The organism is Bacillota bacterium (assembly GCA_018333655.1).
Lineage (GTDB): Bacteria > Bacillota > UBA994 > UBA994 > UBA994 > BS524.
In genome coordinates, this window is the sequence record JAGXTJ010000003.1 from 1 (window position 1) to 22556 (window position 22556).

At 51.6% G+C, this 22556-nt stretch carries 19 protein-coding genes and 3 tRNA genes; 20 read left to right on the plus strand and 2 right to left on the minus strand.

Annotation, left to right across the window (positions count from 1 at the left end):
- The first annotated feature begins 432 nt into the window (after window positions 1–432).
- The 9 genes from KGZ92_00435 to KGZ92_00475 all read left to right on the plus strand — a co-directional run bounded on the left by KGZ92_00435 (window position 433) and on the right by KGZ92_00475 (window position 8469).
- Window positions 433–810, plus strand: a complete 378-nt coding sequence (locus KGZ92_00435; GenBank protein ID MBS3887755.1) for a hypothetical protein — start codon at window positions 433–435, stop codon at window positions 808–810.
- A 424-nt stretch (window positions 811–1234) separates the two neighbouring features.
- Entirely contained in the window at window positions 1235–1807 is a 573-nt protein-coding gene (locus KGZ92_00440) for a type III toxin-antitoxin system ToxN/AbiQ family toxin (GenBank protein MBS3887756.1), read from the plus strand.
- A 171-nt stretch (window positions 1808–1978) separates the two neighbouring features.
- Window positions 1979–2542, plus strand: coding sequence for a recombinase family protein (locus tag KGZ92_00445; GenBank protein MBS3887757.1), 564 nt, complete (start codon window positions 1979–1981; stop codon window positions 2540–2542).
- Window positions 2543–2841: 299 nt separating this feature from the next.
- Window positions 2842–3219, plus strand: a complete 378-nt coding sequence (locus KGZ92_00450) for a hypothetical protein (protein MBS3887758.1) — start codon at window positions 2842–2844, stop codon at window positions 3217–3219.
- A 77-nt stretch (window positions 3220–3296) separates the two neighbouring features.
- A complete protein-coding gene (locus tag KGZ92_00455; GenBank protein MBS3887759.1) occupies window positions 3297–4079 on the plus strand; it encodes a hypothetical protein in 783 nt (260 codons plus the stop codon).
- A 1122-nt stretch (window positions 4080–5201) separates the two neighbouring features.
- Window positions 5202–6086 carry an ABC transporter ATP-binding protein gene (locus KGZ92_00460; protein ID MBS3887760.1) on the plus strand — a complete coding sequence of 295 codons (885 nt, stop codon included), beginning with the start codon at window positions 5202–5204 and terminating at the stop codon, window positions 6084–6086.
- On the plus strand, window positions 6083–6889 hold the full coding sequence (locus KGZ92_00465) for an ABC transporter permease subunit (GenBank protein MBS3887761.1): 807 nt from the start codon (window positions 6083–6085) through the stop codon (window positions 6887–6889). The genes KGZ92_00460 and KGZ92_00465 overlap by 4 nt, the downstream gene beginning before the upstream one ends.
- Window positions 6890–6901: 12 nt before the next feature.
- Window positions 6902–7699: an ABC transporter permease subunit gene (locus KGZ92_00470; GenBank protein ID MBS3887762.1), complete on the plus strand. Its 798-nt coding sequence runs from the start codon at window positions 6902–6904 to the stop codon at window positions 7697–7699.
- A 164-nt stretch (window positions 7700–7863) separates the two neighbouring features.
- The gene (locus KGZ92_00475; protein MBS3887763.1) at window positions 7864–8469 is read left to right on the plus strand and encodes a hypothetical protein; all 606 of its coding nucleotides are present in this window, start codon (window positions 7864–7866) and stop codon (window positions 8467–8469) included.
- Window positions 8470–8968: 499 nt separating this feature from the next.
- On the opposite strand, the gene KGZ92_00480 is transcribed toward KGZ92_00475, so the two are convergent.
- Window positions 8969–9694, minus strand: coding sequence for a phage Gp37/Gp68 family protein (locus tag KGZ92_00480; protein ID MBS3887764.1), 726 nt, complete (start codon window positions 9692–9694; stop codon window positions 8969–8971).
- Between the two features lie 16 nt (window positions 9695–9710).
- A complete protein-coding gene (locus tag KGZ92_00485) occupies window positions 9711–10529 on the minus strand; it encodes a three-Cys-motif partner protein TcmP (protein MBS3887765.1) in 819 nt (272 codons plus the stop codon).
- Between the two features lie 532 nt (window positions 10530–11061).
- Here KGZ92_00485 and KGZ92_00490 point away from each other — a divergent pair.
- The 11 genes from KGZ92_00490 to KGZ92_00540 all read left to right on the plus strand — a co-directional run bounded on the left by KGZ92_00490 (window position 11062) and on the right by KGZ92_00540 (window position 22555).
- Window positions 11062–11937 (plus strand): ankyrin repeat domain-containing protein, encoded by an 876-nt coding sequence (locus tag KGZ92_00490; protein ID MBS3887766.1) that lies wholly within the window; start codon window positions 11062–11064, stop codon window positions 11935–11937.
- 44 nt (window positions 11938–11981) lie between these two features.
- Window positions 11982–12055 (plus strand) — tRNA-Gly (locus KGZ92_00495).
- A gap of 279 nt (window positions 12056–12334) precedes the next feature.
- Window positions 12335–13690, plus strand: a complete 1356-nt coding sequence (locus KGZ92_00500; protein ID MBS3887767.1) for a peptidoglycan DD-metalloendopeptidase family protein — start codon at window positions 12335–12337, stop codon at window positions 13688–13690.
- 43 nt (window positions 13691–13733) lie between these two features.
- Entirely contained in the window at window positions 13734–16052 is a 2319-nt protein-coding gene (locus KGZ92_00505) for a U32 family peptidase (protein MBS3887768.1), read from the plus strand.
- A 67-nt stretch (window positions 16053–16119) separates the two neighbouring features.
- On the plus strand, window positions 16120–16830 hold the full coding sequence (locus KGZ92_00510) for a response regulator transcription factor (GenBank protein MBS3887769.1): 711 nt from the start codon (window positions 16120–16122) through the stop codon (window positions 16828–16830).
- A 1-nt stretch (window position 16831) separates the two neighbouring features.
- The gene (locus KGZ92_00515) at window positions 16832–18643 is read left to right on the plus strand and encodes a HAMP domain-containing protein (protein MBS3887770.1); all 1812 of its coding nucleotides are present in this window, start codon (window positions 16832–16834) and stop codon (window positions 18641–18643) included.
- A gap of 1 nt (window position 18644) precedes the next feature.
- Window positions 18645–19997, plus strand: coding sequence for a two-component system regulatory protein YycI (locus tag KGZ92_00520; protein MBS3887771.1), 1353 nt, complete (start codon window positions 18645–18647; stop codon window positions 19995–19997).
- 32 nt (window positions 19998–20029) lie between these two features.
- Window positions 20030–20938, plus strand: coding sequence for a two-component system regulatory protein YycI (locus KGZ92_00525; protein ID MBS3887772.1), 909 nt, complete (start codon window positions 20030–20032; stop codon window positions 20936–20938).
- A 206-nt stretch (window positions 20939–21144) separates the two neighbouring features.
- Window positions 21145–21218: transfer RNA gene (locus tag KGZ92_00530), tRNA-Gln, on the plus strand.
- Between the two features lie 7 nt (window positions 21219–21225).
- Window positions 21226–21300, plus strand: a tRNA-Glu gene (locus KGZ92_00535).
- 76 nt (window positions 21301–21376) lie between these two features.
- Complete coding sequence (locus KGZ92_00540; protein MBS3887773.1) at window positions 21377–22555, plus strand: trypsin-like peptidase domain-containing protein; 1179 nt, start codon at window positions 21377–21379, stop codon at window positions 22553–22555.
- Window position 22556 lies beyond the last annotated feature (1 nt).

Genomic DNA, 22556 nt, shown 5'->3' on the forward strand with positions numbered 1-22556 from the left:
TCTCGCCTACGCCCCTCGCTCATATATCAAACAGCCCACCTGTCAAGGGCCGCCGCCTGCTATTGCGGCAAACTGGCTCAGGCGACGCGTTTTCTGTGCCTTAACGTGTTTCCTTGCCGCAGAAAATGTACACACGAAATACCGCAAAAAACAGAGCTAAAACGAGTTCTAAGGTGTCTAGTTTTTGGGGTTCACCGCACTTTGATTCCTCGCTGTTCAGTAACATTGACTTCATCTTTGTCCATTCAGGCTATATCTCCCACGCTTTCTACAGCAGAGTGATTAGTTCGCTTCGCTCCTATCCGCACGTTTCGCTGCACTACCTGCACGACACCAATCCCTTTCGCTCTCTTAAAGACATAGCCGCAGCAATAGACGGCGAAACTTTTTAGGCTCTAGCCCAAAAGGGATCGTGAAAAAGGGGGTTCCAATATGGAACGCAGGAGTACGTTTGATGTGTTCAAGAGCGAAATTTGCCACCAAGTAAAGGACATGGGAGATCTCGACTTTATAATTTACACGCTAGAATCAGGGAATATCAGGCACTATTTTGATAAGCATTGGCATCCCGAAAGCCTATACTTGTTGGCGATGGTTGATTACTTGAGCCGCGAAAACAGCTTGCCTATTTGTCGGGAGTACCATGATATACGGTGCTGCAAGCTAGCTGAACCATTGTTTCCACTAGGTGTTATTATGGCGGATGTTGTTACGAAAGGTACCAAATGGAAAGACAAAAGCATGCGAAATGCTATCCCGGAGTTTTTGCGGTTCAATATAGTGGAGGGGGAGATCAGAAATGTCATCTGATAGAACTTTCTCGCAGTCAACCCTTGACTCCTATCTCAGAGAACTGGCAAGAGAGATAAGAAGAATAGGGGGAAACGCTACACAATATATTGCCACTGGCAATAAGTTTTTTCAGACGATCAGAGACAAAGGATATAGGTACGCCTGCTGGTAGCACCGCGTTTTGCAAATTTTTTGAGACTTCCGTTGACACAGAGCGGCTTTCCCGATAGGATTAACGTAGATATCAAATTAATCCACGGTGTTTCGCCACCGTTAAGGGCGAGTTGTGGATTCGGGTGTTTCGCCACCGTTAAGGGCGAGTTGTGGATTCGGGTGTTTCGCCACCGCAAAGGGCGACTGGTAATACAGCAGGGCACGGGCTAACCGTGTCCTGCTGTCTTCAATAGATAGGATTAATCAGTAGAACGCCCAAGGAGGATGTATGGACGAGCTTAAATTTTACGACGTTGATCAACAGTACCTTCGCTATCTGCACCAATGGGACCCCAGAATACCGCACATTTCCTCAACAAGGAATGAGAAGTTCACCTGCGGCATTGTTCTGGAGGTAAATGGCCATCAATACTTTGCTCCCGTATCATCATTTAGGGAGCAACAACGGTCAAACATCGTCATTCTTAATAATCAGGGCCGCCCCGTTGGGAGTGTAAGGTTTAGTTTCATGTTCCCGATTCCAAGCGGCCAAGCAAAGATGAAGGATTTCGCAAAGGAAGACGCTAAATACCGAGAGCTTCTACGGGAAGAGCATGCCTTCTGTAATAAGCACAGAGAGCGTATCAGAAAAAAAGCGCAAGAAACATACGATGCAGTAGTCAAGCGCAAAGAGCCGCTGATGATCAGCAATTGCTGTGCCTTTTCGCTCCTTGAGGAGAAGGCGCTAGAGTATGTCTTGGCTATCGAAGAGGTAAGGCTAGCAGCCAAGGAGGTCGCTCCTATCGACCAAAAGGGCATGCGCACACACACCGCAAGGCCCAGCGATGGAAGGGATAGGTAGCTTGATCCAGGCACGGCAGTCCCAATAGGGTAGAGGTCATTGGGGGGAGTGTTTTCTGTCCCACAAGACTTCTATTTTTTATTTTGAGCCGTCCCATGTAAAGGCTTGATTTATTTGGGACGCATTTTGTATGATGAAAGCGCATTGTGGAAAGGAGCGAAAATCTGCCATATGCAAGTTGGATATGTGCGCGTCAGCACAGCGGAACAAAATACAGCTCGCCAAGAGGTCTTGATGTGCGAGCTTGGCGTGGATAGAGTCTTTATTGATAGAGCGAGTGGGAAAAACGCCGACCGACCAGAGCTAAAAAAGCTCCTTGATTTTGTCCGCGAGGGGGATGCCGTAATCGTTGAAAGCATCAGTCGATTTGCTCGGAATACAAGAGAGTTGCTTCGCCTAGTTGACGTGCTGACAGAAAAACGGGTGGAATTCATTAGCAAGAAAGAAAGTATAGATACAGCCTCCCCAGCCGGGAAATTCATGCTCACCCTTTTCGGCGCCATGGCCGAGCTTGAGCGTGACTACATACTACAGCGCCAGGCCGAAGGCATTGTGGTTGCGAAACAGCTTGGAAAATATAAGGGGCGAAAGAAAATTGAGGTCGATAAAAGCAGGTTTCAGGGTGTTTATCTCGAATGGAGAAGAGGAGAAATAACGGCGCTAAAAGCGATGTCGCGTCTGAACCTCACATGGAATACGTTTTATCGGCGTGTAAAGGAATACAAAGCGGAATAAACCAAACGGGTGGCAATATCGCTGCTAGTGCGGCTTAAGCTACCACCGCGAGGGGGTTGGAGCGTGGAACATCTGATAAAAGTATCTGGGCGCAAACCCAGTAGTTGGGGCGATGGAGTCCCCCTCTGATCTGCGCTATCGTCCGCAGATGCAGTGTAGTTCGGCTTTAGGCTGAGAAAGAATCCCCCAGCTTTAGCCGTGGGGAAAGCGTCAAGTTAGCTGATAGGAGTTTTTAGTCAACTATTGTCCATTTTGCGGGAGATAACGCATAATTTATAAGTATTTTGGGAGGCAATGTAATGAAATTATTAAATCAGGGTGACATGATAAAACAGGGTAGTTTTTTTTACGAGTTTGCCTTAGCCAATCCTTCCAGTTTGCCCTACAATGCTTGCAGCCAGTCTCGTGATGATGCCATAAAACATAAAAACGAAGATTCTCTCTATTTGGACTGTGAAGATTTCTGGACATTATCGCCATATTTAGGCATTATCTTTGTGGATTACCCTTATTATGGGCCAAAAAAGATTCATGTACAAGAATGGAATGACTTGAAAGCAGTGTGCACTCTAGGTAAAGAAGGCTCTCTTCTATTTTCGTCGTTTTTTAAAGAAGTTGATGAGTGGTTATTGCATAAAAATAATGACTGTGATTATTTTTGGATACTTGGGGTGTAATGGGTTTTATTTAATTTAGAGTCATAATATAGATGAATGATTACGTATCTATGATACTTTGCAGGAGGAGGGTCATAATGAATAAAATGAGAACATTTCTTAGTTTTTTGATTGCGTTTGCAATGCTATTCACCAGTAATATTGTAGAGGTAAATGCAACTGAAAGATGGACACTGTTACCCATCGTAACTTCTAGTTTTGTTCAGGAAGTTACGGAAATTCCGAAAGGTACGGAAGTCATTTCGCCACACTTATACAACGCTATTCCTGTTACTATAACCGCACGGACAGGTGGTACAGGGCTAGACGTAAGAGTTCATAACATTGGTGTTGATACGCTGGATTCGGTTACAGTAAGGGTTACTGCAACAGGATACTCAACTCCATTCACGCAAACTGCCTCTGTCCCGCCGATAATTGGGCGCAATTTTGGCTTTAACATCCCTTTTATCAGAACTACTACAAACTACGCTGTTGTTGTTACTATAAGAGATGGTTCTCAAGTTAGAGTCATAGAGGGCGCTGCTTCACTGGTATTTACGGAAGCGTCTCTGAGTATGGGGGGATGGCATAGGGGTACATTTCCAACTCGAGCTGCTAGCCTTCAATATCATTTTGATAAGCACGGAAGTACAGTTGGATCAAACAACCTAGTTGCTTATTTAAATGCAGCATCAGATATGCGAACTGACATCATAAATCGTTTAAACAACGGCACACTATCAGCAATGTATACCTATACTAACTCTCTAGGGGCAACCGCTGCAAGGACATATAGGCACAGAGCTAACAATAGGTTTATTATTCTAACTAACGCGCCTAACGGTAGTCAGGAAATATTGTCATTTGGACAAAATTAAAAAGATCTAGTAGAACATCACATGGGGTGAGGAAACATCAATATTCCCAGCAAGGTAGTAGTGCCAAGGGAATCTTGTAGAGTGTTGAGATCGAGGCAAACTAGATTTTGGGCGCATGACTTGCGAAGTTCCCGACGGCACATCTTTGACAGCAATTTTGACAGCAACGACGAGGGAATTACGCGTAATGAGCGGATGCGAACAAGTGTTTGTGGGCGCTAAAACCCTTGTATTTACACGCTCCACGACACTACCCGACACGACCGGACATGAGATGCAGAACGCGGCAGATAACTCTTAATCAGTGGGTCCGGGGTTCGAATCCCTGATGGCGCACCAGCAATGACAAGGCTCTCTGGGTCAAGCATAGGACCTTAACGGGAGGGTTTTCGTTTCGCCGTAGCGGCAGAGGAGCAACTGTGTCGAGGTGCCGAAAAGGTGCCGAGGGGTCCAAAATGCGCCTCGGTCACAGGGGGTCTCACTACAAAATAACGTGCAATATCAAGGCTCTATCTATAACTACAGGGTACAACCGAACGCTCTTTTCTATTTCGTAATCAGCAGGCCAGGGGTTCAAATCCCCTCATCGGCTCCAGTGGATTGCTTGGCAACTTTTACAGCAAAACCAACAAATAAACGCCAGGAACCATTGCAGCACCTTGGTCACTGGCGTTTCTCATATTACATAAAGTTGTAGTGGAACGACTCACATGGGCTATAGAGTAGCCCTCATACAGGATGGTTAAGGACTACTGCCGGCTACTCCAACTGCCGACAAGGGACGAGCTGTAATGCAACAGGGCACGGGCTACCCCCGTGTCCTGTTTTTTTTCGACGCAAGTGCCACTAGGGCATCTCTTAGCGGTGCGACATAGATGTGGCAAGCGAAGGTAGTTTCAGTCATGCATGCACCTCATGGGCTGTTTAGCATGCTAGGAAAGGTGTCGCAGCCAGCCCGCGGCACTTCTACAAGGGCCTCCCAGAATAACTAGGCTGCCAGAGGAAGAGTGCTCTGCAAAACTGAGGAAATTAGTCTTACAAGAAGCACATAAGGTAGCCGAGCAGGAATATCACCCAAACCAAGCGAATCCTAGCAGCATCATGCCGATAGGAGTGTTGTCATTGAACGCTATTGAGCTTAGGCACTTAACCAAGTACTACGGCAAAGTGCGGGGCATCGAGAACTTAAGTTTTGACGTTAAAGAAGGCGAGATTTTCGGCTTTATCGGGCCTAACGGCGCAGGTAAAACCACAACCATTCGAACTCTCCTTGGGCTAGTGTTCCCTACCAGCGGCAGCGCTTCTATCTTTGGGTTAGACTGCATCCAGCACGGCCCGAAAATTCGCAAACACATCGGGTATTTGCCCTCAGAAGTCTTTTGCTACGACCAGATGAAGGTTATCGACTTGCTCAAGTACTCGGCGAGCTTCTTCAAAAAGGACTGCACAGAGCGTATTCATGAGTTGGCCGAAGCGATGGAGCTAAGTCTTGAGCGCAAGATTGAAGACCTCTCATATGGAAATAAAAAGAAAGTAGGCATTGTGCAGGGGTTGCTGCACGGCCCTAAACTGCTGTTGCTTGATGAGCCGACAAGCGGACTAGACCCGTTGATGCAAAAGAGGTTTTTTGACATTATCGCTGCCGAAAACAAGCAAGGCGTAACAGTTTTTTTCTCCTCGCACATTCTCTCCGAAGTACAGCAGCTTTGCCATCGCGTGGCCGTTATGAAAAACGGCAATGTCATCCGGCTCGAAAGCATCGAGACTCTGCGCCAGGAGAATTACAAGAAGGTGGCCCTAAGATCCTACGGGCTCACGGCAGAGGCTCTGGGGTTAAGCGGGGTCACTAACTTTCACCACGAAAATGGCACTACCCGCTTTTTCTACAAGGGTAGCGCCCAGTCCTTAGTCCAAGCGGTGGCGAAACATGAGCTGACAGATGTCGTGATCGAAGACCCCTCGTTGGAGGAGATATTCATGCACTACTATGAGCAGGGGCCGGCATGAATATCTTCATGTTTGAACTGCGCAAGTACATAGGATCGTTGGCGGTCTGGATAGCGAGCATCGTAGCGCTGCTTGTAATGTTTATGGCATTTTATCCTGTGTTGGCGCAAGATGCGGCGATGCTCGACTTGTTTCTCGAACACTATCCGGAAGAGTTGCTTAAGGCCTTTGGCATGGGGGGCGAACTAAGCCTCGCCACTGTGGCGGGCTTCTTTGCCTTCTCCTTTGCGTTTACACAACTGGTGATTGCCGCACAAAGCGCTTACTATGGCTTTCACTTTATGTCGGTAGAAGAACGTGAGATGACGGCAGACTTTCTCTATGCCAAACCGGTGAGCCGCCCGCAAATCCTACTCGCCAAGTACGGGGCGGCGGGTGGGGCGCTCCTCATTACTAACGTGGGCGTGTGGTTCGGTTCGTTCTTGGCGATAAACCTGTTTCGTGGCGCTGCGGATTACGAGCTCTGGCCGCTAGTTTCACTGCTCTTGACCGTGCCCGTGTTTCAACTTTTCTTCTTTAGCCTTGGGTTTGTCGTCACCGCAGTGAGCAAAAAAACCGTCAGCGTGATAGGCGCGGCGGTAGGGGTGTCTTTCGTCCTGTACATGCTAAACGCTCTGCGCCGCATTGTCGGGGGAGAACTGCTCGGCTTGCTTTCACCATACTACCACTTCGACCCGAACTATATTTTGCTGGCGGGGGCGTGGCATCCACTGCTTACGGCCATCAGCGTGAGTTTCATTATCGTGGCTAACTTCGCTGCGGTACGCCTGTATTTGCGGCGCGACCTGCGGTCTGCGACTTAGGGGGGTGGGTAGATGATGAACCTTGTGCTGCGCGAGCTCTACGCGAACAAGAAATCGCTCTTAATCTGGGGTGCGAGTATGGCCGCCTTTGTGGCCATGATGCTCGTGGAGTTTGCTGCCTACTACAAGAATCCCGAAATGCTGGCGGTCATTGATGCTATGCCGCGCGAGCTGCTCGCCGCCTTCGGCATGCTCGATGCTAATCTAACTACCGTAAGCGGCTACCTAAGTATGGCGATGGTGTTCATTAACGTAACCTTAGCGGTGTACGCCACGATGCTCGGGCATAACTTGGTGGCCAAAGAAGAGCGCGACAAAACAGCAGGTTTTCTTATGACGCTCCCCCTCACACGGGCGCGCGTCATTACCGGCAAGCTCTTAGCCGGCGCACTCTGCACGATAATTCTGCTCGTCATTGTCGCGGCAAGTATTCTGGGCATGCTTTTGCCTCACGAGGCTGAACCCTACTTCCTCGCCTTTTTTTCCCGGGCCATAATTACGACTTGGATAATCATGGTCATGTTCTTGGCGTTAGGTACCTTCCTGGGAGCCCTGACTCGGCGCCATAAGCTCGCCTCAGGCCTCGGCATGGGTTTGGTTTTTGCCCTGTACATAGCGTCCATCGTGTCCGGACTGACCGAGCAAATGAGGTTCTTGCGCTACATATCGCCCTTTGAGTACTTCGAAGCGGCAGGACTGCTGCGTGACCGGGCTATTGAGCCGTTTTTCCTAGTGCTCTCGCTCGTTATCGTCATAGTGCTAGTTGTAGGCACTTACGTCTGCTACGGGCGACGGGACTTGTATGTGTGAATGCGCGAAGGGACGGCAGGCTGTCCGACGACAAAGCCAAGGTCGCGGAATTGACTTTTTGCGCCCAACATGCTTGTTGTGGCGGCCGCAATATTGATATAAAAATTGTTATAGTGAGGCAACTTGTGTGCTTGCGCTATAACTACTAGTAGGAGGGTGTTTGTTTGGCTAACTCATACAATGAATACGTGACAGAAATGCTGACGCTCATGAAGTCATGGAGGCAGTTGCCAAAATACCAGCTGGAGCGGAGGATAGACGTCCTTCTTGCACCCTTTATAGGTGAGATTATAGCTGGGGTGTTAGGCGGTGAAGCAGTCTTCGTGATTCCTGAGTTTCCACTCAAGAAGGAAAATAATAACGAAAGCAATAATTCTGACTATCTGGTCTTGCTCAAGTCTAGTGACAACGCTCATCAGTGGATACTGGTAGTGCTTAAAACTGATCATAGTTCTATCAAGGCAGCGCAGTTAAAATATTATCAGACAGCCCAAAAAGAGGGCTTCGCGACTTTATATGAGAAGACACAACAGATAGCTACGTCAAAGAACGCTAACCGCAAGCACAGAACCTTACAGTCTCAGCTTGAACATTATCCCAAAGACGGTTCAGTCAGGGTAGTCTACCTCGCTCCAGAGAAAGCCAGGGAGAAGATAGACAATAACTTCTTGCTTATAACTTTTAGAGAGGCCTGTTCACGACCCTCAAAGAAGCACCACGAGGTGTGGCAAGCTTTGGGGCCAGAATTGGCGCAGATGCTCGAAGGGTAGCATCGATTAACAGCAGTTACACCTAGGGAGAAGAGCCGTTAGTTTTTCCTTGGGGGTTGTTAGTCATGTGGTCGTCGAGCTTAGAAGGTCGAGCTTAGAAGAGTGTACTCGTTGATATCTGGAGGATAATGATAGTTGGCCGTGGTGTTGCCTCTCGCGTAATTGGGCAGGGAATTTATCACCTCCAAATTACGCGAGAAGTCATGCGCCAATCTGCCAACTTAGTAGCAATTCTAACGCCAATCAATACGGCGGCACATGCTAGTCGTTGTGGATAGTGTGGATAATGTGGAAAACCCCTGGGTAGGGGGTCAGGGTTTATGTTGTGTATCCGCGCTGCCGGGCAGTGTCCTAGGTTGTGCGCGTTATGAGTTCAGCCTGGACTACTTCTGTGCTAGACCGTTGTCACAGTTGTAGCCAACGATAATGGCAAACAGCTAGGGAATTTCAATGTTTAATGAAATTCCATATGGCCTTGCGGTATTTCAATTGGGGTGGCTTAATTGCTTGCAGAGGAGACTATGGGCATGTTGTCCCAGGTCTGCCCTAAAAGGATTCGCCCTGCTTTTTTCTTATGTGTTCCACCCCATTGTTTGAAGTAAAAGGGCACGACTTGTTGGTCGCATTGCTCCTTTAGGTTCAACACCCAGTCAGATTCCATAGGTCGAGCTCCTGGTCCACTTTCACCGCCTACAATGCTCCATTGAATGCCAGAGAGGTTCACTGCTCCTATATCATTCAGTAGGGGTTCAAAGGATATGAATCTAACTGCAGAAGCAACGGTTCTAAGGGCGTCAACACGGTATTTGTGCTCAGAACTCTCGACAGTTACTCCTTGCCAGATGTTCGGAGTCCAATTGAGCTGAGGTGCTAATTCCGCCAGGCGCAGAGCGCGCTTAGTCAAGATCTGAAAAGTGTGCATTGGAGCCTTGTTCATGACCTCGAAGACTTGTTCAATGAAGCGGAAGGGTATGTCTTCGTGAAATAGGTCAGACATGGAGTTCACAAAAACTAGTCTCGGTTTGCGCCACTTTAGCGGCTCATCAAGGGCTGACTCGTGGGTCCTCACGCTGAAGCCATCCTCATACTTCGCGCTTCCCATGTGCATGAGTCTATTGGCCATAGTATAAGCGTAGCAGTTCTTGCATCCATCGGAGATACGGGTGCAGCCGGTGACAGGGTTCCAAGTATTTTCTGTCCACTCAATTTTAGACTTAGCAGACACTATCACTTCCCCCTTCCTATGACTTGTACTTAAGGATATGGTCTGCGCCCTTTAAAGACAATTGTATCGCACGGTGACTGGGATTACTAATAGCAAAACAGAGTAAAAACATCGGAGCATTTTTGGATTGCCGTAACACAGCTGGACTTGGAGAAACCCCCGGGAAGATAGTCCTCAGACGCTTAATCACGTATGCCTTGATATCTTCTACCTCGACTCGCTCTACCCTTTCATCATCAAATAGGCTGAGTTGTGCTGGTGCATGGTAGCGTTCTTTCTGCCATTCATGTGTCCCGAGGAGTGCATTGATCTTCTCTTGCCAGCTATTCGGGATGCGACCTTCTTTGGGCAGGCATCTAATAAGAGCTGATAGGGGAAAGAGATACCAAACATCAAAAGCCTCACTCTGGGCAATGGTTTTTAGTGACTCCCATCTAAGGTTCATAGCATAAGGGTCTAAAAATATGACTCCGCGCCAGTTGTTTGCACGCCAGTTGTATGTATAGATACTCTTAAGCATTTCGTTACAGTCTCCTAGAAAGAAGTCTATGCGCTTTCCAGGGGCTTTCTCGCCGGATTTGTTCGAGAGCTCTGCTAAATATGACTCATCATGCTCGATAAATATGTATCGATCGAAGGGATAGTCAAGAGCCCTCAGGGCTGAGCCAGTAACGCTTTGCTCTGTCTTCAGGTCTACGTTGCCGCTTCCTGCAAATGCGTCAATGTAGCACAGATTGAAGTTTTGTTTTTTTAGAGCCGTCGTATAGAATCCTAAGTATCTTTGTAGCATCTCTAGCTTAATAAGGGTCCATGGGCCACCAAACCCCTGGGTCAAGCTGAGCACCCCCTAGCGAACATGCGTTCTTAATAGAATAACAAACTAATAGTATGATATTGGCAATAGGAAGTTAAGGATTAGCGCTGCTGTAGACAATTTAGTGATGCCAGATTGTTTGACAACAGAGAAGGATTAGGTTCAATGACTGCGGCCTACTCTGTAAGAGATGAGGACAACGTTTCGCGTGTTCTTTCTTTAATTAGCAGTAAGGGGACGGGATTCTTCGGGCGGTTGTTTCTGCATAGGTGAATTCAGGACTCTTGTTATCTAATGCCGAGGGGGGCTTGTTCTGGTAGCATCCGCTAAGCCAGACCCAAGAAAGATCTTTGAGGCTTTCTAGCGTCGTCGGCTTCTCTAGGGCTCTTTCGCTCAGGGACGAGTCTAGCCCCTGCTAAAGAGTTTTGCCCCTGGCTGATGCGAAGCTTAGCGTAAGTCAGGGGAGGCCCTTACTATTTCCAGCTACCCTGGCGCAGGTATTTCTGCCGAGGTGGCGAAGTAAGTACGAGAAATACACATTAGGAGTGGACATATGCGTAAGATTATTTCGCTCGCCGCACTTATCATCGCCCTCAGTATGTTGACGGGTTGTGCCCTGACTGCACGCACGGCCTTGATGCGCCAAGGTGTGGCGTTTAGTGCGGAGAGCTTTTTCGCCGCCATTGAGGCGGGTCAGCCAGAAATTGTAGAGCTGCTACTACGTGCGGGTATAGACACTGCCGCCGAAAACGACGCAGGTCATACGCCGCTTTTGGCGGCGATCAACAAGGGGCACAGCGGCATTGTGGAGATGTTGCTATCCGCAGGCGTTTCGCCCAACCAAGTCAGCCAAGAGGGGTGGGCGCCGCTCCATGTGGCAGCGTATAATGTCCTGCCGGAAATGACTAAGCTTTTGCTGGACAAAGGAGCGGACGTCAACCTTACCCATGAGAACGGCGCCACCGCCCTGCTCCTCGCTGTAGACAGCCAAGACATGGTGAGCCTAGGGTACTTGCTAGATAAAGGGGCAGATATTTCCGCCAAGCTGCCCAATGGGGCGACAGCCCTGCATCTAGCTGCACAAGCGGGCCATGCGGAGATTGTGGCGCGGCTACTAAGTGCCCAGGCGGCGGCTGACGCTACGATGGAGGGCGACTTTACGCCTCTCATGGTGGCCGTGCAGGAAGGGCATGAAGCCCTCGTAGAGGCCCTGCTCAAAGCTGGGGCACAGGTCAATCTCGCCAACACCCAGGGAGCCACAGCGCTCTTAATGGCCGCACAAGACAACCGCTTAGCCATCGCCGCTTTGCTGCTTGAGTATCAGGCTGATGTAAAAGCAACTGTAGAGGGACATACCGCCATTGCAATGGCACAGCTAGGTGGCCATGCGGCCATGGTCGACTTGTTGCGCACTTTCGGTGCCCGTTAACTTGGCACAGCCTAGTGCTATGTGTTAAAATGAACGGGATGAGCGCGGGTGTAGCTCAATGGCAGAGCACCAGCTTCCCAAGCTGGCTACGAGGGTTCGATTCCCTTCACCCGCTCCAAAACACGCTAACCCCCGCACGGGGGTTTTTTGTCACTTGCCCTGCCTAGCGCGCCTTTGTGCCAAGCCGTACTATAGACAAGAAGTTAGAATAGTTATGCATGGAAAGGCTATCTTGCCTTTTTGTTGGGGAGCATGACCATTAGTTGAGACGAATTATCTTGTTTTAGCAGGAAAACTGCCTAGGACAGCGAAGTACAAAGTAGGCCTGGTATCTGCCCAATGTATGCCGTGCTTTTCATGGCACCAGCTTTTTTGCGAAAGGAAAGGTGATGAAAAGGTGCAAGGTATCAAAAGGGTAGTGAGCACCTCTACCCAGTGGTTGAAAAAAAGTAAGTACAAAGCAATTGGCGTAGCCCTGTTTGTCGCTCTGTGCAGTATCTTCGCTCTGCAATCTTTGGCGTGGGAGGTCAGTCTAAACGGCGAGTTTGTCGGACTAGTGCGTGAGCGGCAAGCGCTTGCGGCAGCGATAACTGCCCACACCGAGCAAGTTCGCGAGGAGCGTGGCTGGGATGTGGGGGTATCTAGCCATATCGCCTACGTGCCGAAGTTCAGCTTATCTAGTGATGAACTGGCCACCGTTAAAGAGGAGATTCTACCTCGCCTAGAGTTCGGCAAAAAAGCCGCGGTAATTGTCATAGATGGCATGCCTGTCACTGCCTTGGCCACCCGTAAAGAAGCCGAAGAGCTTCTTGCCGAGGTGAAAAATGCGTTCACCCCTACCCAGCCGAACGCACAACTCGAAACGGTCGAATTTCTCCAGGAAACGGAGATTATTGAAGAATACCGCACCATCGAGGAAATACACGAGCCGGCTGCAGCGAAGAACGTTCTCTTGCATGGTAGCGAACGCATCCTGACTCACACTGTTAAACGAGGCGAGTCGTTTTGGACGATCGCCATGCGGCACCAACTAGGCGTCAGCGTCTTGGCAGCCGCTAACCCGCATATACGCCCCGAGCGCTTGCAGATAGGCGCAACACTCAACCTTACCATCCAAGAACCCTTCCTAGAGGTACAGACGGTGACAAAGGTCACTTTCAATCAGGACGTACCTTTTGCCACCACCAATGTGGTGGACAACACGCTCTGGCATTGGGACAGGCGCGTGCGCACCCCCGGCCGGCCGGGCACGCAAGAGGTAGTAGCACGCGTAACCGCGGTTAATGGTGAAGAAGTAGCTCGCGACATCGTGTCGCGCGTGCAGACTGCGGCTCCCACGGCCCAAGTGGTAGCACGCGGCACTAAGCTGGCCCCCACGATGAGTACAGGCGCTTTTCTCTGGCCTACCACCGGGCGCGTCACTTCAGCCTTCGGTAGGCGTTGGGACGGCTTTCATGAAGGTGTAGATATCGGCGCTCCTACGGGTACCGCCATACGCGCCGCAGATAGTGGCATAGTCTCCTTCTCCGGCTGGGGGGGTGGCTATGGCAACATGGTGCGCATAGAGCATGGCGACGGCTATGCCACCGTCTATGCCCATGCCTCACGTCTCTTAGTTGCAGTGAACGATGTGGTCGAAAAGGGGCAAGTAATTGCTCATGTAGGCAATACAGGGCGCAGCTTTGGGCCACACCTGCATTTTGAGATTCATCGTCAAGGCAGACCCCTTGATCCGTTGACCTTTTTTAGATAGCACAGGCGGCCAAGGCCGCCTTTTTTACTAGGGGGAGGTTCCAGTGCAAAAACCAGAACTGCTAGCCCCTGCGGGGAGTTTTGCAGCTTTAAGGGCCGCGGTTAAGTCTGGGGCAGACGCAGTCTACCTTGGCGGGGTGAAGTTTAGCGCGCGCGAGGGCGCCGAAAACTTTTCTTTAGAGACCTTAGCGCAAGCAGTGCTCTTTGCCCATCGCAGCAAGGTCAAGGTTTATGTGGCCGTTAACACCTTGCTTAAAGACGACGAGATGGAAGATGCCCTAGATTTTTTGCGCTGCGCCCACAACATAGGGGCGGATGCGGCCATAGTGCAAGACCTAGGCTTGGCCGGTCTTCTACGGCAATACTTGCCCGCTTTAGAGCTCCATGCGAGCACCCAAATGACTACAACCTCGCTTTCTGGCGTCAGGGCACTAGCGGCGCGTGGTTTCCACAGGGTCGTTTTGGCGCGCGAGCTCACCAAGGGGCAAATTAAAGAAATCGTAGAGGCCAAAGTGCTGCCCTGCGAGGTCTTTATCCACGGGGCGCTTTGCGTCGCCTACTCCGGACAATGCCTCTTTAGCTCTCTCTTGGGTGCTAGAAGTGGTAACCGCGGTCAGTGTGCGCAGCCTTGTCGATTGCCCTACAGCGAAAATGACGCGTCTTATTCCTACCCCCTGAGCCCTAAAGACCTTTGTCGGCTAGAGCATCTTAGCGAGGTCATGGCCTTAAATTGCGCTTCCTTAAAAATTGAGGGCCGCCTTAAACGCCCCGAGTATGTGGCCGAAGTAGTCAGTATCTACCGGCGGGCCATAGATAATATCTGCGAAAAAGGCTCGCATGCCAGTACTCCCCTCGAGCAAAGGCAGCTTGCACAGTCCTTTAACCGAGGTTTTACCACAGGGTTCTTCTACGGCAAGCCTGGTCGCGCCCTCTATAGTGGCGACAGCCCCGGTCATCGGGGGGTCCAAGTGGGGGCGGTGGTGGAGAACAAAGAGGGACAAGCCGTGGTGTCTTTCTCGGTCGCGGCGCACTCTGGCGACGTGCTGGCCTTCGGGCAGGACGAAACAGTGACGTTAACCATAAACTATCGCGAGAACGCCCTAGGTGTAGTGGCCACTACCAAGAGGCACAAAATGGGGCAGGTAGTTAACCGCTTAGTTGACGCCCGCCGCAACCAAGAGCTCATGGACGAAGTGCTGAAGTTTTCGTCCCCCACTCCACCTGCTAGCTGGCAGGTTTCGGGCAGAGAGGGCGGGCTGCTTACGGTTTCTCTCTCTTGCCTCGGGCATACCGTTACAGTCTGGGGGGACGAACCACTAGAGAGGTCTAAGGGTCAGATCGCTCCCCTGCCCCTTTTAGAGCGTCAGCTCTCTAAGCTAGGGGGAACGCCCTTTGTCATGGGCGAGGTGCGGGCAGAGGTGGACCCCTTTGTCTTCTTGTCTATCAGCGAAATCAATAGTTGTCGTAGGCGCGCTGTGGAACTATTGAGCCAGGAGCTCTGGGGTAATCCCTGTCCGGTAGAGCCCGTAGCACCTGTGTACCTGTTGCCCGAAAAAACAAAAGCCCGCTCCCTCCCCCTGCTGGTAGTATCCGTGGCGGATGCCAGCGAGGCCTTTGTCGCCGCCCGCGCTGGCGCGCGAGAGCTCATTCTCGGCAAAGAATGGGCAGAAGAAGGGCCAAGTGAGCAGTTAGAGGGGTATAAAGCCCTTAAAGAAATCGTGGCCATACCCGTGGCGCTGCGTCTGCCGCGCATTATGCATACCGAAGAAGAAGCCGCCTGGCAAAAAAATATCCACAAGGACATAGTGTACTACGCCTCCTCTCTTGGCGGCGTGGAGCTAATCTTGCAGCAGGGTGGTCGAGTGCGCGGTGATGTGGGGCTCAATGTACTGAACAGCTACGCAGCAGAGGCCCTGCCGGGGCTCTTGTCGGTCACCGCCTCGCTAGAGCTTTCGCAAGCCGAATTGCGGCGCATGAATCGGCAAACCAATAGAGAAGTAGAGGTAGTGGTGCATAGCCGACAGCTACTTATGGTTCTTGAGAATAGCGGCTATGCCGCCTTTCTGCGTGATCGCAAAGGCATGCGCTTTTCGCTGGCAGAAGACATGGTAGGCCGCGCCTACTTACTTAACTCGCAAGTACAAAGTCACATCGATGTTCTGTACGCCTTGCTAGGCATGCCCATCTCTCGTTTGCGGCTCGACATTGCCGGGGTAGGAGCGGAACTTGTAGAGCGAACTGTACGTCTATACACTCAGGCCCTCGAAGCTAGAGAAGATAAAGAGCGCGCCAAGATACTGCGCGGCAACCTCATGGCCGACTGGGGATTATTGACACGTGGGCATTGGCAGAGAGGCGTCTGATTTCTGCAGGAGAACTGCCCCTGATGGCGAAAGTTCACATAGTGTTCTTATAAAGGGAGGGGCTAGTTTGAGTCCAAAAATACTAGTTGTGGAAGACGAAAAGCCCATTGCCGAGATTGTGAAGTACAATCTCGAGCGCGAGGGTTTTTCTGTAGACCTCGCCTTTAATGGTCGCGACGCCCTCGACATGGCCATTAGACAAATCCCCGACCTTATACTGTTAGATGTTATGCTGCCTAAGCTCGACGGCTTTCAAGTCCTAGCAGAGCTCAGGCGCACCACAGACAACCCCATACTTATGTTGACGGCCAAAGAAGGCGAAAGTGACAAGGTTAGAGGCTTAGATTTAGGGGCAGACGACTATATCACCAAGCCCTTTAGTCCTCGTGAGTTAGTCGCGCGCGTTAAAGCGCATTTACGTCGTGCCCATCTTTTAGTCACCACTGAGGAAAACGATGTTTCTTCGCTTTGGTGCGACAAGCTCGTCATCGACTTAGTCAAGTACGAAGTGCGCAAAGAGGGCTTGCCTATTGAGTTGACGGTGAGAGAGTTTGAGCTACTAAAGTACCTAGCGCTACATCGTGGCCGTGTGTTCGACCGCGAGCACCTTCTTAAAGAGGTGTGGGGGTATGATTACTTTGGTGACGGCAGAACTGTAGACGTGACAGTGCGCCGTTTGCGCGAGAAGATTGAGGATGACCCTAGCGCGGGCAATGCTAAGTATGTCTTGACCCGCCGCGGAGTAGGCTACTACTTCCGCGAATCGGAAGTGGGATAGCATGTTTCGTAGCATCAGGTGGAGGCTTATACTCCTCTACATACTTCTTATTATGGTCGCCATGCAGTTTGTCAGCTTCTACCTGTTGCAGCGCATTGAGGAATTGTACCTCGAAGAGGCGCGTACGGTACTACGCACGCGCGGAGCACAGCTCTTAAGAGTGCTTGAAATTGAAGCAGAGCGCGGCCCCCTAGCGCGTGACAGAGTAGAGATTATACTAAACGACTTGCGTGCCCGCGAGGAGGACGCCATTGTTTTTTTGCTCACCGCCGAACAGCGAATCTTGGCCACCTCCCTCAATGCCGAGGCGATGCGTGGTCTGTATGTGCTTGGTGAGTACGCCGTTATTTTAGAGAGCATGCATGTGCAAACAGCTCTTGATGCCGTCTGGCAGGATGCCAGCGGGCGCAAGTTCTATACTTTAGCCCAGCCAATCACCCTGACCGTGCGCCATGGCCAAGTCAATACAGAGGCCGCCAGCATTTTTGTGCGCGAGCCCTTAGACCATACTTACCGTATTTTGCACGAAGTACAGGTGCGTCTCTTAAATGCCACCCTGCTCTCTATTTTCGTGACCATATTGCTCGGCACTTTCGCGGCCCAAACAATTACGAAGCCCATTCAAGAGATAACCAGCAAGGCCGCAAGTCTCGCGGCGGGCAACTTCGACATCGTCGTTCAAGTTAAGTCTAAAGACGAGATCGGCAAGCTAGGCGAGGTTTTTAACTACCTCACCAGCACGCTACGCGCGACACTAACCGAATTACACAACGACAAAACTAAGCTTGAGGCCATCCTCACCCAGATGACGAACGGCGTTATCGCCATGGACACTACCGGCACCATTATTCATGCCAATACTAGGGCGCGGCATATGTTAGGGCTGACCGAGTATTCGCAGGTAGCCTATATACTCGAACGCCTAAGCTTTGGTGATGTCAAGCGCCTCTTAGAGCGAGAGGCCCCGCAAGTTACCGAAGTCGTTATCGGTTCTCCCCAATCTATTGCGGTGCGCTCCATAGCAGCCCCGTTTCACTCCGCCGAGGGTGCGGTTACCGGGGTCATCATTGTTATGCAAGATATAACCGAAGAATCGCGGCTCGAAACCATGCGGCAAGAGTTTGTGGCCAATGTCTCGCATGAGTTAAAGACGCCCCTCACCACCATCAAAAGCTATGCCGAGACTCTTCTTACCGGAGCGCTGGAGTCAAGAGAGCTCGCCGGCAACTTTATTACGGTCATTTCAGAAGAGGCCGACAGGATGGATCGCCTAGTTAAAGACCTGCTTACTTTGTCCCAACTCGATTACCAGCGGCATAACCTGCAGTGCCGCCCCGTCCTCCTCGATGAGCTAGTGATAGACGTCTTAGAGAAGCTTTCTTTCTCCGCCTGTCAGCGCGGGGTGCGTTTTGGCACTGACTTCTGTGAAGAAATACCCATTGTTATGGCTAACCCCGACAAAGTTGAGCAAGTGTTAGTCAACATCATTGCCAATGCCATAAAGTACGCCCACGAAAACGGAGAAGTCGTTATTTCTCTACAGGTGAGCGAGAGCATGGTGCGTGTCGGCATCAAGGACGATGGGCCAGGCATTCCAAGCGATGACCAATCGCGTATTTTTGAGCGTTTCTACCGGGTTGACAAGGCTCGCTCCCGTGAGCTCGGCGGTACGGGCCTGGGGCTGGCCATTGCCAAGCAGTTGGTAGAAGCCCACGGCGGAACGATAGGAATTGAAAGTGAAGTAGGTAAGGGTACTGAGGTGTATTTCTCACTGCCTCGCCACAAGCCGAATCCCCCTGGGCAGGTGAAGTAACATGTGGGAGAAGCTAAAAAGCGCGACGCTAGTGGTGCTGATTTTAACTAGCGTCTACATGACCGGGCAGTTATGGCTTGTCCATTACGCGCCGCCCGGGGCTACGGCTCTGCGCGGCGACTTCCCCGAGCCCATGCCCCTAGAGCTGATGGCCCCTATCGCTATAAACTTGCATTTGACAGAGGAGTCTCGCGGCCTTAGCCCGGGGCAGCCTGGCTTTGCGGAGACGTGGGAGTTCTTTCGGGGCCTCATCAGCGGAGGGCACATGGTTTCTGTGCGCTCTATCACCGAGCAAGAATGGCAGCGCGCCTATGCTGGCAACAGCATAGAAGTTAAGCTGGCAGGCAGAGTGCAAATGCGCATGTGGCTAGAAGCACAGAGCGTGCAACCCTCAGGACTTGGCACCGAACATGTGATGGATAGAGTGCTGATGAGCACCCATTCTAATCACGTCTATTTTTGGGACACCGAGCGCGGCGTGTACCTAGCTTGGGAAAATGCCGCGCGCCCGGACCAGCCCTCGCGAGTTAGAGAGCAGACAGCGCTTCATTTGGCGACAGCACAGCAAAGCTGGCAGGGAGAGCCAATTAGACGGCTCACGCCGCGATTACGTGCTCGAGCGGCACCCTGGGTCTATGTCCCTGCCGAGCCAGGGCTTTGGCCGCAACTTTTAGCCCGCCACGAGCGGGCCCAGAACAGCCAACTCATAGCGGGTTTCTTCCCTGACTGGTCGTTAGTGCGAAGAGTGAGTGAGCGCGACGGCAGAATGTCTTTCACCGATGGCTTGCGGCATGTGTACCTGCACCCTAGCAGCGCCGTACAGTATGTATCGACAACTTGGTTTCGCCCCACTTACGACATTAACGCCCGTGCCAGCCTCATTCTCGCTATGGCACTCAATTTTGTGGCTCGTCATGGGGGCTGGCCAGATGATGTGCGGCTTAGTTACATGGAGGTCTCGGCCCCTACTTCCGGGCTTCCACAGATAGCCTTTCGCTTTGTCCCCTATACACATATTAATCTCAACGGGCGTGTCGCCTTTGTGCCACTTGTTTCTCCGCGTACGCAAATCGCGCTCACCGTAAATGAGCGCCATGTCTCAGATTACGAGCGCTTAGTATACCACCCGATCGACACGGGGGCATCGCCTACCCGCATTATAACGCCCGAAGCGGCCATTCAAGCAGTGGAGAAGAACCTGCTGCAAGACAAGCTCATTACTGATGTTTATGTGGGTTTCTACCAGCGACACCTCGATGAAGCGGCCGAGTTTCTTTACCCCGTATGGGTTATCGAACAAGGGCAAGAGCTGTTCTTAGTTAATGCCTTTACTGGCGACGTAGTGCCCCGTTAATGGCGCGCAAAGGGAGAGAGGAGGATGCGTAGATGGACTGGGGACGAGTAAAAACGCTCCTCATCGTAAGCTTTCTCATATTAAATATATTGCTCGCGGGGCGACTCTACTTTGTGCCAGAGCTAGAAATGTACCTAGGCCTAACGGACCGCGCCTCCAGCGAGGCCGTGCTGCGCGCCTTGCAGGCTCACGAGGTGGTGCTTACTGGCACACTACCAACTGTTGCGCTAAGGGCACCTTTTGCGCAGGTTTCTTTGCGGCGTCTAAATCATAACGACATTGACCTGCTGCGCAGGCAAATTTTGGGCGACGAGGCGGTACATTCTACTATTGCCACTACTGATGACCGTCCCTTGGTGGAGCAACCCACTAGCTTCGTCTTGGGGCATGAGGACTTAGTCATAACAACTCAGGGGTACATTTCGTACCATAATCGCGCGGTGGCCAAGACAGAGGCGCCCCTCGACGCTGAACAAGCGGTGCAGGTAGCGGAAGAATTCTTTCGTCATAGAATGGACGGACCCAGAGACTTTGTCTTTGACAGCGTTATCCCCCTCGAGGAGGGGAGCTACCGCGTTGAATACGTGCAAACCTTTAGGGGCAACCGCATCTTTCCTGGCTACATCATCATGGTCATCAAAGGTGGCGAAGTGGCAGCTATGTGGATGAGCCGCCTGAATGTGGCCCTCGAGGCTGGCGGCGCAAAGCCGGTGCTGCCGGCAAGTGGGGCCGTGCTTAGCTTGCTCAATCACCGTCTCAACAGAGGTGAGACTGGCGCCATGGAGGTACTTGAGGTCTTGTTCGGCTACCACAGCCCTATCTACGATGCTATTGATCCGTCCTGGCGCGGGGTGCCCGTATGGAGAATACGCACCAACGCGGGAGTATATTTTATTAACGCGCATTCGGGCGTGCCCGAAAGCTGGCCACTGGCCAACTAAATTGCCGCGAAAAGGCGCATATTTTGTTAATTCTTGCTCATAAATTGTTCATAAATAAGCCACACCTTGCTGCTATCATTTTAGAGAGCGCGCTGCTATGATAGAATTAGCGAAGGAAGGTGATGATGGCGACGTCTCCCATCTTGTGCCAATGAGGTTTTCTTGACGGTGTTTTTTTAAGGTGCTATAATTTTCTCTGTCAGCATGGGGGATTGGTCTAACGGTAGGACGACTGACTCTGGATCAGTTTGTGGAGGTTCAAATCCTTCATCCCCTGCCAATTACGTGGCGCGTTAGTCTAGTGGTTAGGACGCCGCCCTCTCAAGGCGGAATCACGGGTTCGAGTCCCGTACGCGCTACCAAGCAGAGTTTAAAGCACCCATAGTGGTGCTTTTTGTGCACAATTCTGTAATGTCCTTAATGAAAGGAGAAAGCAAGATGAGTGAGTTTCCTGAGTTTACGGGTAGGCCGCGCTACTATCGACGCCGATTCCCTTTCTTTCTCATGATGACCGTGGCCATAGTGGCCTCTATCCTAGGCGGGGTGGTGGGCTCATATGTCGCGCCACGCTACATTTTCGGGGGCCTTTTGCCCCATCCCAGCAATACGCCTAATTTCGCTAACTCGACTGCGCCGCCCCTGACCGGGCAGAATACTTTGTTTGATATGGTAGCGCGCGGGGCGGTGGTCGATGTGGCCGAACGGGTGGGCCCGACGATAGTAGGTATCGTTAACCTCGGTCGTGCCACGCGCGGGGTCACCACACTGCGCCAGCAAGGCACAGGCTCCGGCATTATTTTTGACAAAGCGGGACTAATCGTCACCAACCAGCATGTTATAGATAACGCGGCGGAAGTCCGCGTCGTCTTCCCCGAGGGCGTAGAAGTCAGAGCAGAGGTTGTCGGGGCAGATTTCATTACCGACTTGGCGGTGTTGCGCATCAACCTAGCCGACCTGCCCGAAGGCAAGCGCGACTTGCCCGTGGCCGAGTTTGGCGACTCCGCGGCGCTACTGGTCGGCGAACTGGCCGTAGCCATTGGCAACCCCCTCGGGCTTGAGTTCCAGCGCACCGTTACGGCGGGCATCATTAGCGCCGTGGAGAGAACGCTGACCATGGATGACATCTCCTTCACCGTAATCCAGACTGATGCCGCCATTAACTCCGGTAACTCAGGCGGGGCTTTGGCCAATGCACGAGGGCAGATCATCGGCATTAATCAGGCTAAAATAACGGCTGCCGGTGTCGAAGGCATGGGCTTTGCCATACCCATCAATGTCGCCCGACCCATTATCGAGGACCTAGTACGTTATGGCAAGGTCATTCGCCCCTGGCTAGGTATCCGTGGTATCGCCCTTTCTCCGGCCATCGCCACCCAGTACGGGATCACAGTCACCGAGGGCATCTTTATAGACACCGTTATCGCTCGTAGCCCAGCCCATGTGGCGGGGCTCCGCCGTGGCGACGTTATCGTCAGGTGGAACGGCGAACTGCTGACAGACTTTGAGCGCATGCGCAATCTAATCGCCGCTACCGGCGTCAATGGCGTAGTGCGGCTTGAAATTCGCCGCAGCACTACCCTGTTCACAGTCGAAGTTAGGCTCGAGGCCGCACCTTAAG

Excerpts from the sequence above, each read along its gene's own strand:
- KGZ92_00445 (MBS3887757.1), top strand. The coding sequence starts at position 1,979 with ATGCAAGTTGGATATGTGCGCGTCAGCACAGCGGAACAAAATACAGCT.
- KGZ92_00490 (MBS3887766.1), top strand. The coding sequence starts at position 11,062 with ATGCGTAAGATTATTTCGCTCGCCGCACTTATCATCGCCCTCAGTATG.
- KGZ92_00455 (MBS3887759.1), top strand. The coding sequence starts at position 3,297 with ATGAATAAAATGAGAACATTTCTTAGTTTTTTGATTGCGTTTGCAATG.
- KGZ92_00525 (MBS3887772.1), top strand. The coding sequence starts at position 20,030 with ATGGACTGGGGACGAGTAAAAACGCTCCTCATCGTAAGCTTTCTCATA.
- KGZ92_00520 (MBS3887771.1), top strand. The coding sequence starts at position 18,645 with ATGTGGGAGAAGCTAAAAAGCGCGACGCTAGTGGTGCTGATTTTAACT.
- KGZ92_00540 (MBS3887773.1), top strand. The coding sequence starts at position 21,377 with ATGAGTGAGTTTCCTGAGTTTACGGGTAGGCCGCGCTACTATCGACGC.
- KGZ92_00440 (MBS3887756.1), top strand. The coding sequence starts at position 1,235 with ATGGACGAGCTTAAATTTTACGACGTTGATCAACAGTACCTTCGCTAT.
- KGZ92_00450 (MBS3887758.1), top strand. The coding sequence starts at position 2,842 with ATGAAATTATTAAATCAGGGTGACATGATAAAACAGGGTAGTTTTTTT.
- KGZ92_00465 (MBS3887761.1), top strand. The coding sequence starts at position 6,083 with ATGAATATCTTCATGTTTGAACTGCGCAAGTACATAGGATCGTTGGCG.
- KGZ92_00515 (MBS3887770.1), top strand. The coding sequence starts at position 16,832 with ATGTTTCGTAGCATCAGGTGGAGGCTTATACTCCTCTACATACTTCTT.
- KGZ92_00435 (MBS3887755.1), top strand. The coding sequence starts at position 433 with ATGGAACGCAGGAGTACGTTTGATGTGTTCAAGAGCGAAATTTGCCAC.
- KGZ92_00470 (MBS3887762.1), top strand. The coding sequence starts at position 6,902 with ATGATGAACCTTGTGCTGCGCGAGCTCTACGCGAACAAGAAATCGCTC.